The organism is Melioribacter sulfuriphilus, assembly GCF_052656625.1.
Genome location: NZ_JBQXXK010000008.1, coordinates 142,897 through 154,377, shown reverse-complemented (window position 1 = coordinate 154,377; position 11,481 = coordinate 142,897). Strand labels below are relative to the sequence as shown.

Here is an 11,481-nt window from a genome sequence, read left to right as displayed (position 1 = left end):
AAATTATGGATATAGTTTATCAGAAAAAATATGTACCGTCTAAGATTACCAGAACGGGATATATTCTGCTGGTGGCAGGAATTCTACTCTCTCTTTTCGGATATTTAACTGACCTGCAAAGAAGCGCATTTAATAATATTATCTTGTTGACATTCATTATAAGTGTAGGTATGGGAGCTCTGTTTTTTATTGGAACAGAATACCTTTCAGGTGCAGTTTGGAGCGTACCATTTAGAAGAATTGTTGAGTTTGTGGCTGCTTCAATCCTGCTCGTTCCATTTATTGCTTTGCCCGTACTTGCAAATATGGAACAGTTGTTTCACTGGATGCATCCAGAAGTTGTGAAAATGGACGAACTTTTGAAAAGTAAAGCCCCATATCTCAATGTTGAATTTTTTATTATAAGAGTGGCTGCTTTTATTGCAATCTGGTGGCTGTTCTATTTTCTTTTTACTCGAAATTCTTTAAAGCAGGACCAGACAAAAGATCAAAAATTAACAAAAGCAAATACACGATTATCAGCTGCATTTATGCCATTCTTCGCAATTACAATTACGTTTACTGCAATTGACTGGCTGATGAGCTTAGAACCGCACTGGTTTTCGACTATCTTCGGCGTCTATTATTTCTCAGGTTCTGTCCTTGCAGGATTAGCAACCGCTACAATTGCAATAATATTATTATCTGAAAAAGGCTATCTGGTAAAAGGCATTTCGAAGGATAATTATTACAGTTTGGGAGCTTTACTATTTGCCTTTACAAACTTCTGGGCATATATTGCTTTTTCACAGTACCTGTTGATCTGGTATGCAAATTTGCCTGAAGAAACTTTTTGGTTCCTGGCAAGATGGGAGGGTAGCTGGAAGTTTATTAGTATAGGACTGATTTTTATAAAGTTTGTAATACCTTATTTTGGTCTTCTTTCGCAGCCTTCTAAAAAAGATCCGAAACGATTAGTAATTATGTCGTTTATTATATTGTTTGCACACTATTACGATCTATACTGGATGGTTATGCCAACATATTCAAAACACGGTTTTGTTTTTGGCTGGATAGAGATTGGATTTATAATACTTGCAGCTGGTCTGTTAATTTCAATTTTCAGTTTCATGGCAAATAAGCACAACATGGTCGCAATAGGCGACCCGAAATTAAAACGTGGAATAGATTTCAGATTATAGTTATGGAAAAAAAGATAAAATTTGAAGACGAACTTAAATTCAGAGAACTTCTGAAAAATCCTGTGCGTTTGTTCGGTTGGTTCTTCCCTTATTTCTTATTGATTCTTTTAATCGGTGGGATTTATTTCGGTCAGAATCTAATAAATATTTCGTTTAACGAAATGCCAGCTGGACTTAAAGACAGCACTATTGTAAAAAAAGAGATTGTTGAGACAAAGGGTGGAATAATGCCGGCAGTCGATCTGAACAAAGTCAAATCGCCTTCGGATGAATTGATAGCGCGTGGCAAAGAACTTTATGACGCTAATTGTCAATCGTGCCACGGATCCGAAGGTCGTGGTGACGGTCCAGCAGGTGTAGCCCTTAATCCGAAACCTCGTAATTTCCATCAGAAAGATGGCTGGACAAACGGCCGAACAATCGATATGATGTATAAGACATTGCAGGAGGGGATAATTAAAAACGGAATGGCAGCATACGAATACCTTCCGCCTGAAGATAGATTTGCAATTATCCATTATATCCGAACTTTTTCAGAATTTCCACCCGTAACAGACGAAGAATTAAATAATATCGATAACATTTATAAGGTAACAGCTGGCATCGAAATCCCGAATAAAATTCCTGTAAGCAAAGCTATTGATATTCTCTCTAAAGAGAATCAAACATTCGTCGATAGAACTACGCAATTAGCAAAAAGAATAAAAGACTCAAAAACGAATAATTATATTGCTGAAATGATCGTTGAACAAGCATCTGACCTGAATAAACTGGTTTATCTATTTTTATCGGACAGGAATATTTCATATGAAAAATTCAAGACAATTATAAATAACTACCCGCTCTCGATTGGATTAAAACCCGGAATTGGGAAAGTAGGTGAAGACGACTTGAAAAAGATTTATGATTACTTAAAATCGATGAGTTGATAAAATGGTAAAGTTGCTTTTAAATATATTCTTCACAATTGTATTAGTTGCCGGTTCTGCTTCTGCACAAAAGCATGTGGAAATTGGAGTTGACGAACAGCTCGGCAAATATATACCAGAAGATACCTGGTTTGTTACATCGAAAGGAGATAGTGTCAACCTAAAAAGTCTGATTGACAAACCTGTACTTCTGGCATTAGTCTATTATGAATGTCCCGGTATATGTAGTCCAATGCTTAACGAATTAGCATGGACAATCGATAAAATGGACTTAATTCCTGGCAGAGATTACAAAATAATTTCGCTCAGTTTTGACCACCGAGAAAATCCTACAGTTGCAGCAAAGTGGAAAGTAAATTACCTGAATTCGATTAAAAAGAAAATTGCACCAGAAGATTGGATTTTTTTAACGGGGGATAGCATTAACATCAAAAAAGTTACAGATGCTGCAGGTTTTTACTATAAGCCTACAAAAGATAATCAATATGTTCACCCTGCAACTGTTATTGCTCTTTCACCTGAAGGGAAGATTACACGTTATTTATTCGGAGTTACGTTCAATCCTTTCGATGTTAAAATGGCAATGTTAGAAGCAAAAGCAGGCAAAGCCAATCCGACTATAACTAAAGTACTTCAGTTCTGTTATAGCTATGACCCTGAAGGACGCTCGTATACATTAAACATAACGAGAATTGTCGGTACAGTTATGCTGCTGGGAGTAGGACTATTTGCGGTTATACTATTATTTAAAAAAAGAAGTAAGACAACGGAGTAAAGTAACATGGCAAACGGAGTAATTGCAATAGAAGAGAAGAATTTTTATCAGCAGAGCACAAATAGATATTCTGGAATTTTGTCCTGGCTGTTGACAACCGATCATAAAAGAATCGGTTTGATGTATTTATACACCATTTCGTTTTTCTTTCTCGTAGGTGTGATAATTGGAATATTGATGAGGCTGGAGCTGATTGCACCTGGCAAGACTATAGTGGATGCACAAACTTATAATACACTCTTTACTCTTCACGGCGTAATAATGATTTTTCTTTTTATTGTTCCAGGTTTACCAGCCATATTTGGAAACTTCTTCCTGCCTATCCAGATAGGTGCACGCGATGTGGCATTCCCTCGATTGAATTTACTTTCATATTATGTCTACGTTGTTGGCGCAATTCTTGTCTTTATTTCTTTGTTCTTACCTGGAGGACCGATTGATACGGGGTGGACATTTTACATTCCATATAGTGTCAGAAGTTCAACTAATGTTTCGATGGCAATATTAGCTGCGTTTGTACTGGGATTTTCTTCAATATTAACAGGAATTAATTTTATTACAACTGTTCATCGTCTGAGAGCTCCTGGAATGACTTTTTTCAAAATGCCACTTTTTGTATGGGCTACATATGCAACTGCGTGGATACAGATTATTGCAACTCCAGTCATCGGAATTACAATACTATTAGTAATTATAGAACGCACATTTGGAGTGGGAATATTCGACCCGGCACGGGGTGGTGACCCGATATTATATCAGCATCTATTCTGGATTTATTCGCATCCGGCTGTTTATATTATGATACTGCCTGCAATGGGTGTGGTTTCCGAAATAATTCCAACATTTTCACGGCGTACCATTTTTGGCTACAAGGCAATAGCGATATCGTCGCTGGCAATTGCATTTGTCGGTTATCTCGTTTGGGCACACCACATGTTTACAAGCGGTATGAGCGACACGGCTCGTTGGGTCTTCTCTCTTCTTACTTTTATTGTAGCACTTCCAAGCGGTGTAAAAGTTTTTAACTGGGTTGCAACAATGTATAAAGGTTCAATCGATCCTCAGACTCCATTCCTGTGGGTCATGGCGTTCATCTTTCTTTTCTCGATAGGAGGATTGACTGGCTTGGTTCTTGGTTCTCTGGCAACAGATGTTCATTTACACGATACTTATTTTGTGGTAGCTCATTTTCACTATGTAATGTTCGGAGGAACGGGTACAATCTTTTTTGCTGCCCTTCATTACTGGTTCCCAAAAATGTTTGGTAAAATGTATTTCAAAAAAGTCGCAAATATAGCTGTCTTGCTTTTCTTTATTGGATTCAACATGCTCTATTTTACAAAATTTATTATGGGATATATGGGAATGCCAAGAAGATATTACGATTATCTGCCGCAATTTGCTACTTTACAGGAAATCTCAACTGTCGGTTCATGGATTCTTGCACTTGCAATCTTTTTAATGGCTGGAAATTTAATCTACTCTTTACGAAAAGGTCCAAAAGCTACGGCAAATCCATGGGGCGGTGTTACTCTTGAATGGCATATTCCTTCTCCTCCGCCACTGGAAAATTTTAAGGAAATCCCAACCATTACACATGAACCTTACGATTTCAGCCAGCTCAAGGAGATGAAGAATGAATCATAACACCATTGTAGGCAACGAATATAACCATTCAGTAGAGCACGTCCACCGTGACGATGTGGGTGCTAAAATGGGCATGTGGCTCTTTCTCTTTACAGAGGTACTTTTATTTGGAGGTATGTTCCTAGCTTATGCAGTCTATCGATATCAATATTCTGAACAGTTTCGTTTGGCGGCTATGGAACTTAACACTGGTATAGGTACACTCAATACTGTAATTCTACTTACCAGCAGTCTTACTGTTGCGCTTTCAATTGCTGCTATTCAGAAAAAAAATAAATTCTTATCGATACTGATGTTAACTATGACAATTGTCTTTGCATTAATGTTTATGGTAAATAAATATTTTGAGTGGATGGCAAAAATAGACCATGGTATTTTCCCCGGTTCCGAAGAATTGTTGGGAAGACCTAACGGTCAAATTCTCTTCTTCGGTCTTTATTATGTTATGACTGGGTTACATGGGCTTCATGTTATAATTGGTGTTGTAGTTTTGATGTTTATGCTCTATTTTCTTATAAGAAATAACATAACCCACGAAAATTATAACAAACTTGAAAATGCAGGTCTTTACTGGCATCTGGTTGACTTAATCTGGATTTTTCTTTTTCCGCTTTTTTATCTCATACAGTGAGGCATCGAAATGGAAAACAAAAAACATATAATTGGTTACAACACTTATATTTTAGTATGGATTTCCCTGCTGGCTCTGACTACTATTACTGTATCAATTGCCGGTATCCATTTAGGTGATTATACATTACTGATTGCAATGTTCATCGCTGCAATTAAATCGACATTAGTAATTAATATTTTTATGCACATAAAATTCGACGAACCAATATTTAAGGTATTTCTGGGTCTTAGTGGATTTACATTACTGGTAATTTTTGTGTTAACATTTTTCGATTTCATTTATCGTTGAGGTTAAAACATGTCGCCTGTACCGTCAGTACATACGGAAACTGTTGATTTTGTAATGTTATATATTGTCGGGATTTCAGTTGTTCTTCTTCTCGGCATTACAATTACAATGATTTATTTTGTTATCAAGTATAACAGAAAAAAAGGAAGTAAGCCGGTTGATATTCACGGGAACATCTGGCTTGAAATTGTTTGGATTGCCATTCCTACTATTATTGTTCTGTCGATGTTCTATTACGGATATACTGGATTCAGTGAAATTAGAAAAATACCTGAAAATGCTTTTGAGGTTGATGTCACGGCAAGAATGTGGGCGTGGGAATTTAATTATAAGAATGGACTACGGTCAGATACACTCTATGTACCTGTTAACGAGCCAATTGTTCTGAAATTAAAATCGATGGATGTAAATCATTCATTTTATATTCCAGCTTTCCGAATCAAGGAAGATGCGATACCAAATAAAATTAACTACCTCTCTTTTACGGCAATAAAACCAGGGAATTACGACGTCGCATGCGCTGAGTATTGCGGATTAAACCATTCGATGATGTATACTAAAGTTGTTGCAATGGAAAAATCCAATTTTGAAAAGTGGTACAATAATCAATCATCGGAAGAAAGTAAGTAGTATATGGCAGGATTATCTTACGGATTGACTGATATGAAAACATTAGTAATTGCCAGTTTGAAAAATATGTGGGAAGTATTTTTTGAACTGGCAAAGGTCAGGATAACTGCTTTTGTCGCGATGTCCACTTCAGTCGGGTATATCCTTTATGCTGAAACAATTAGCTGGCAAATGTTAATAGTTACATTCGGTGTATTTTTAATGGCTTGCGGTTCATCGATTATTAACGAAATTCAGGAGAGGGAAAAAGATAAATTGATGGACAGGACAAAAGGAAGACCTCTGCCCTCAGGAAGAATTTCGGTTCAAGCTGCCAGTACTATTGCAATCCTCTTGATAATCGCAGCTGGAATAATAATTTTTTACAGCGCAAACTTAACCGCATTGATTTTTTCATTCATTGCGTTGATTTGGTATAACATTATATACACACCTTTGAAACGGGTAAATGCTCTGGCAATAATTCCAGGTTCGCTTATAGGAGCAATCCCTCCTGTTATTGGTTATACTGCCGCAGGTGGTAGCCCCATCGATTTGCAAATTTTGTCGCTTGCTCTGTTTTTCTTTATCTGGCAAATTCCACATTTCTGGCTTCTATTACTGCTTTATAGCAAAGATTACGAAAAAGCAGGTTTCCCTGTACTTACGACAAACTTTTCCGAGTCTCAGTTAGGCAGAATAACTTATGTCTGGATTGTAGCACTTGCTGTTAGCAGCTTATTTATTCCTTTCTATTCTGTCAATTTCAGAATTTACACTTTTATAGCTTTTCTATTACTCAGTGGCTGGCTTATTTTCGATACAAGATGTATGCTTAAATCCTTCTTATACAATAAAACTATTGGCACAAAAAAAGTATTATTCAAAGAAGCGTTTATAAAAATTAACCTGTTCGTTCTTGTGGTCTCCGTAATAATTTCTATAAGTAAATTATTCCTAACAGAAATATAATGGTTCGTATATGGAATTCTTAGACAAATATGTTTTACCCCAGTCTGCACACCATCTGGTTCTACTGAAATATCTTTTTGTTCTAACATTGCTGATTTTTATTCCATACATCAGTTTGCTGATTGGGTCGATGACTTTATCTCTTTTCTTTAAGAATAAAAGTGTTAAGAACGATAGTAAAACTTATTATAAATTTTCAAAGTTCCTGATTGATATGGTAACCTTCAATAAGGTTTCTGCTTTCGGTCTGGGACTTATACCTCTTTTGAGTATAACATTCAGTTTAGCACAGCTTTTGCATCTATCAAATGTTCCTGCGGCCGGCTACCTGCTGATTGCTTCATTAATTTATGTTTTGGCGCTTTTATTTATCTATACATACAAATATAGTTTCCATATTAAAGATATACTTGGGGCAGTTTCGCAAGGCAACAATATTGACGAAGAAATTAAAAAAGAATCTTCTTTTTATTTAGTACGTGCAAATAAACTTTTGAAAAAGTCGGGTGTGGTTGGATTAGCATTGCTGCTTTTTTCAGTATACCTGTTTGTTTCCTCTTTGCATCTGGCGTCAAGTCCGGAATACTGGAATACTGAAACTCATTTTATTAAAATTATTTTTTCATTGCAGACTATAATTGGATTCATTGAGATTGTCTTGTTCTCATTCGGATTAACTGCCGCTTTTATCATTTATAAATTGTATTCTTCCGACAACTTCAAGACAGATGAAAGTTATTACAATTTTATTAAGAATATTGGATTGAAGACCGGTCTGGTTATTTCTGTTATTCTGCCGTTATTTATTATTCTTTCGATTCTGGCTAAATCAAGTTATGCATTGTCATACAATCTGTTTGCTTATACATTGTTAGCGCTCTTTGTTGTAATGTTTATCAGTCTGATGTTTTATTTAATGATTCGTGACGCACAAATTAAATACGCATCGTCTTTGATCTATTTATTTGTTCTCGCTCTATTCTTTATTGTACTGCAGGAATATTCTTCTCTGGACACGGCTACAAAAAAACAATTTGCAATTTTAGCCGCAAATTATGAAGAATATAAATCTTCATTGGAAGAGGAGTATGGATTGAAGAAAGTTGTAATAAACGGTGCAGATATTTACAATGGAAAATGTATTGCATGTCATCAGTTCGACAAAAAATTGGTTGGACCGCCTTACAATGAAACTCTTCCTAAATACGAAGGCAAAAAAGAAGAGTTGGTAAAATTTATTTTGAACCCAGTAAAAATCAATCCCGACTATCCCGCAATGCCAAATCAGGGACTTAAGCCTGCGGAAGCAGAAGCTGTAGCCGACTTTTTGTTGAGTACATACAAAAAGTAAATTTTCTTAGGTACTCTTATAATTCGAGAGTACCTTTTTGTTCTCCCATATCATTCCTGGCTTCTAAAAATAATTTTGAAAAAAGTAATTATAATTTTATTATTCATATCAAAATTTTCGATTTATTTTAACTCTTTAAGTAATCTTTAATTGTTTTATTAAATTAATGAGGAATTATTATGGGGGAAATAATGATTATTCTGCTGGCTGCAATGGTAGTTGCTTGCACTTCTGCAAATGAAAGCAAAATAACCAAAGAAAATTTTGGTTCTGCACCTGACGGTTCTCCCGTCTATCTCTACACAATGAAAAATTCGAATGGAATGACGGTCAAACTTACAAATTACGGCGCTTCATTGGTATCGATTGTAACGCCCGATAAAGAGGGAAAATTTGCCGACGTTATAGCTGGATTCGATTCATTGAGCGGCTATATTAATGATAATGCCTTTATCGGTGTTACAGTAGGACGGTATGCAAATCGTATTGGCAGGGGAAAATTTAAAATCGATGATCGAGAATACCAATTGACAATTAACGATGGCAAAAACCATCTCCACGGAGGTATGAAAGGATTTCATAAATTGGTATGGGATTCTGAAATTGTCTCCAACGACACCCTTTCGTGTGTGGTTATGAAACTGCAAAGTCCAGACGGTTACGAAGGTTTTCCTGGTAACGTAAATGTCGAAGTAAAATTTTCTTTGACAGATAATAACGATTTGATTATTGAATACACAGGTACAACAGATAAACCTACCATATTAAACCTTACCAATCATGCCTATTATAATTTATCGGGTAATTTCGAAAACACAATATTAAATCATGTTCTAAGTATTAATGCTGATAATTTTACGCCGATCGATTCGGAGTTGATTCCAACAGGCGAAATTGCACCGGTTGAAAATACACCGATGGATTTTAGAAAACCAATACCCATTGGTTCGAAAATTAACGACGATTATCTTCAGCTGAAATATGGAAAAGGATATGACCACAACTGGGCTTTAAATAATTATAATGGGAAAGTGAGAAAAGCAGTTACGCTGACCGATCCGCAAAGTGGAAGAGTACTCGAAATTTATACCGACCAGCCTGGTATACAGTTTTATTCAGGTAATTTTTTGAACGGCACAATTGCTGGTAAAGGCGGCATAAAATATAAATACCGTACGGCTCTATGCTTAGAACCACAATTTTTCCCTGATTCTCCAAATAAAGAAAACTTTGCTTCGCCTATTTTAAAACCTGGTGATATCTATCGCCAAAAAACTGTATATCACTTCGATATTATGAAATAACCAATATTTCACAAAAAAAATGGATGGTACAGCTATGAGCGCACTATACACACTCGACTGGATAATAATATTTCTTTATTTTGCTATCATACTGGGCCTTGCCTGGTGGGTAATCAAGAAACAGAAAAAGACCACCGACGATTATTTTTTGGCGGGCAGGCATTTGGGATGGTTTATTGTAGGAGCTTCGATTTTTGCATCGAATATTGGGTCGGAGCATATTGTTGGGTTGGCTGGTTCAGGTGCAACCGACGGAGTTGCAATGGCTCACTATGAACTCCACGCATGGTGTTTACTTGTTTTAGGTTGGGTAATGGTGCCTTTCTATCTTCGTTCCAGAGTTTATACAATGCCTGAGTTTCTTGAACGTAGATTCTCTCCAACTGCACGTACAGTCCTTTCAGGAATCTCATTGGTAGCCTATGTTTTAACTAAAATTGCTGTTGGTGTATTTGCAGGAGGCATTGTTTTTTCTGTACTCCTTCCGGATATAAATTTTCTTGGACTCGATAGTTTCTGGATCGGTTCGATACTCGTAATTGTAATTACTGGTATCTATACGGTTTTGGGAGGAATGGCTGCGGTAGCTTATACAGAAGCTTTACAAACGATTATTCTTATCATCGGATCGTTGCTTGTTACTGCATTTGGATTGCATTATCTGGGTGGCTGGAGCGAGCTTAAAGCTATTGCTGGCTCGGAAATGTTCAACTTGTGGAAACCCCTTGTACCCGCTGGCGTAGAAGCTACATGGGCGCCTGTAAAAGAAGCAGGCAAAATGGCCTGGTATTTTAACGATAATTATCCCTGGATTGGAATGCTCTTTTGTGCTCCTATAATCGGGCTCTGGTACTGGACGACCGATCAATACATCGTTCAACGCGTTTTATCGGCACCTAACGAACGAGAAGCCAGAAGAGGGTCGATTGCTGCAGCTTTCTTTAAATTATTGCCTGTTTTCATTTTCATTATCCCGGGTATAATTTTTTATGCTCTGGCTGTAAGTGGGAAGGTACCTGTTTTTCAAGAACAATTAATCGGTCCGGACGGAAAGATTATTCGCGACAATGCGCAACAGGCATTCCCACTGATGGTTGCTAATATTTTACCGATCGGTGTCAGAGGATTGGTAGTGGCAGGTCTTCTGGCTGCATTAATGAGTTCTTTGGCCGGCGTTTTTAATGCTTGTTCAACTCTTTTTACAATCGACTTTTACTCAAGATTAAAACCTCACGTTACTCAGGAAAAACTTGTCTGGGTAGGTAGAGTTGCTACGACTGTAATGGTAATTATTGGATTGTTATGGCTGCCTGTAATTCGTGGAGGCAAAGGTTTGTATGACTATCTGCAGGGTGTTCAGGCTTATCTTGCACCTCCGATATTTGTTGTATTCTTCGCAGGCATATTTAATAAACGCCTTAATGCTAAAGGTGCACTGGCTGCATTATTCAGCGGTTTTGCGCTCGGTATATTCAGACTTGCTATTGATACTCCTGTTAAACTTGTCTCCGGATTCCATTACGAGCAGGGCTCATTCTTGTGGATTGTTAATAATATTTTCTTCCAATATTATAGCCTCTTGATCTTCCTGGTTAGTCTCGTAGTTATGTATGTGGTAAGTTATGCTACAGAAGAACCGGAATATGAAAGAATAAAAGGATTGACTTTTGGTACTATTACAGATGAACAGAGACAGGAATCGCGTGCAAGCTGGAACGCAATGGATGTTATTGCTTCCCTTATTGTTATACTGATGATTCTGGGAGCCTATATCTATTTCAGCGGATAAAA

At 36.9% G+C, this 11,481-nt stretch carries 11 protein-coding genes; all 11 read left to right on the top strand.

The genetic code is table 11. The features are described 5' to 3' along the window. The first annotated feature begins 5 nt into the window (after nucleotides 1-5). The 11 genes from ACUN8G_RS11885 (at nucleotide 6) to ACUN8G_RS11835 (ending at nucleotide 11,479) form a co-directional block, all read left to right on the top strand. The gene (locus tag ACUN8G_RS11885; RefSeq protein WP_437347167.1) at nucleotides 6-1,181 is read left to right on the top strand and encodes a quinol:cytochrome C oxidoreductase; all 1,176 of its coding nucleotides are present in this window, start codon (nucleotides 6-8) and stop codon (nucleotides 1,179-1,181) included. A 2-nt stretch (nucleotides 1,182-1,183) separates the two neighbouring features. Continuing rightward, nucleotides 1,184-2,110 (top strand): c-type cytochrome, encoded by a 927-nt coding sequence (locus tag ACUN8G_RS11880; protein ID WP_437347168.1) that lies wholly within the window; start codon nucleotides 1,184-1,186, stop codon nucleotides 2,108-2,110. Nucleotides 2,111-2,114: 4 nt separating this feature from the next. After that, on the top strand, nucleotides 2,115-2,885 hold the full coding sequence (locus ACUN8G_RS11875; protein ID WP_437347169.1) for an SCO family protein: 771 nt from the start codon (nucleotides 2,115-2,117) through the stop codon (nucleotides 2,883-2,885). A gap of 6 nt (nucleotides 2,886-2,891) precedes the next feature. Further along, nucleotides 2,892-4,532 carry a cytochrome c oxidase subunit I gene (gene ctaD / locus ACUN8G_RS11870; protein ID WP_437347170.1) on the top strand — a complete coding sequence of 547 codons (1,641 nt, stop codon included), beginning with the start codon at nucleotides 2,892-2,894 and terminating at the stop codon, nucleotides 4,530-4,532. After that, nucleotides 4,522-5,163 (top strand): cytochrome c oxidase subunit 3 family protein, encoded by a 642-nt coding sequence (locus tag ACUN8G_RS11865; RefSeq protein ID WP_437347171.1) that lies wholly within the window; start codon nucleotides 4,522-4,524, stop codon nucleotides 5,161-5,163. Before ctaD ends, ACUN8G_RS11865 begins: the two co-directional genes overlap by 11 nt. Nucleotides 5,164-5,172: 9 nt before the next feature. Then, a complete protein-coding gene (locus ACUN8G_RS11860) occupies nucleotides 5,173-5,454 on the top strand; it encodes a cytochrome C oxidase subunit IV family protein (protein WP_437347172.1) in 282 nt (93 codons plus the stop codon). A gap of 9 nt (nucleotides 5,455-5,463) precedes the next feature. Continuing rightward, nucleotides 5,464-6,084 (top strand): cytochrome c oxidase subunit II, encoded by a 621-nt coding sequence (coxB, locus tag ACUN8G_RS11855; protein WP_437347173.1) that lies wholly within the window; start codon nucleotides 5,464-5,466, stop codon nucleotides 6,082-6,084. A 33-nt stretch (nucleotides 6,085-6,117) separates the two neighbouring features. Continuing rightward, on the top strand, nucleotides 6,118-7,035 hold the full coding sequence (locus ACUN8G_RS11850; protein ID WP_445480944.1) for a protoheme IX farnesyltransferase: 918 nt from the start codon (nucleotides 6,118-6,120) through the stop codon (nucleotides 7,033-7,035). A 10-nt stretch (nucleotides 7,036-7,045) separates the two neighbouring features. Next, nucleotides 7,046-8,386 (top strand): c-type cytochrome, encoded by a 1,341-nt coding sequence (locus tag ACUN8G_RS11845; protein ID WP_437347175.1) that lies wholly within the window; start codon nucleotides 7,046-7,048, stop codon nucleotides 8,384-8,386. A 191-nt stretch (nucleotides 8,387-8,577) separates the two neighbouring features. Further along, entirely contained in the window at nucleotides 8,578-9,690 is a 1,113-nt protein-coding gene (locus ACUN8G_RS11840) for an aldose epimerase family protein (protein ID WP_437347176.1), read from the top strand. Between the two features lie 34 nt (nucleotides 9,691-9,724). Beyond that, nucleotides 9,725-11,479 carry a sodium:solute symporter gene (locus ACUN8G_RS11835; RefSeq protein WP_445480943.1) on the top strand — a complete coding sequence of 585 codons (1,755 nt, stop codon included), beginning with the start codon at nucleotides 9,725-9,727 and terminating at the stop codon, nucleotides 11,477-11,479. Nucleotides 11,480-11,481: the final 2 nt, after the last annotated feature.

Excerpts from the sequence above, each read along its gene's own strand:
- ACUN8G_RS11835 (WP_445480943.1), top strand. The coding sequence starts at position 9,725 with ATGAGCGCACTATACACACTCGACTGGATAATAATATTTCTTTATTTT.
- ACUN8G_RS11875 (WP_437347169.1), top strand. The coding sequence starts at position 2,115 with ATGGTAAAGTTGCTTTTAAATATATTCTTCACAATTGTATTAGTTGCC.
- ACUN8G_RS11885 (WP_437347167.1), top strand. The coding sequence starts at position 6 with ATGGATATAGTTTATCAGAAAAAATATGTACCGTCTAAGATTACCAGA.
- ACUN8G_RS11860 (WP_437347172.1), top strand. The coding sequence starts at position 5,173 with ATGGAAAACAAAAAACATATAATTGGTTACAACACTTATATTTTAGTA.
- coxB (WP_437347173.1), top strand. The coding sequence starts at position 5,464 with ATGTCGCCTGTACCGTCAGTACATACGGAAACTGTTGATTTTGTAATG.
- ctaD (WP_437347170.1), top strand. The coding sequence starts at position 2,892 with ATGGCAAACGGAGTAATTGCAATAGAAGAGAAGAATTTTTATCAGCAG.
- ACUN8G_RS11880 (WP_437347168.1), top strand. The coding sequence starts at position 1,184 with ATGGAAAAAAAGATAAAATTTGAAGACGAACTTAAATTCAGAGAACTT.
- ACUN8G_RS11850 (WP_445480944.1), top strand. The coding sequence starts at position 6,118 with ATGAAAACATTAGTAATTGCCAGTTTGAAAAATATGTGGGAAGTATTT.
- ACUN8G_RS11865 (WP_437347171.1), top strand. The coding sequence starts at position 4,522 with ATGAATCATAACACCATTGTAGGCAACGAATATAACCATTCAGTAGAG.
- ACUN8G_RS11845 (WP_437347175.1), top strand. The coding sequence starts at position 7,046 with ATGGAATTCTTAGACAAATATGTTTTACCCCAGTCTGCACACCATCTG.
- ACUN8G_RS11840 (WP_437347176.1), top strand. The coding sequence starts at position 8,578 with ATGATTATTCTGCTGGCTGCAATGGTAGTTGCTTGCACTTCTGCAAAT.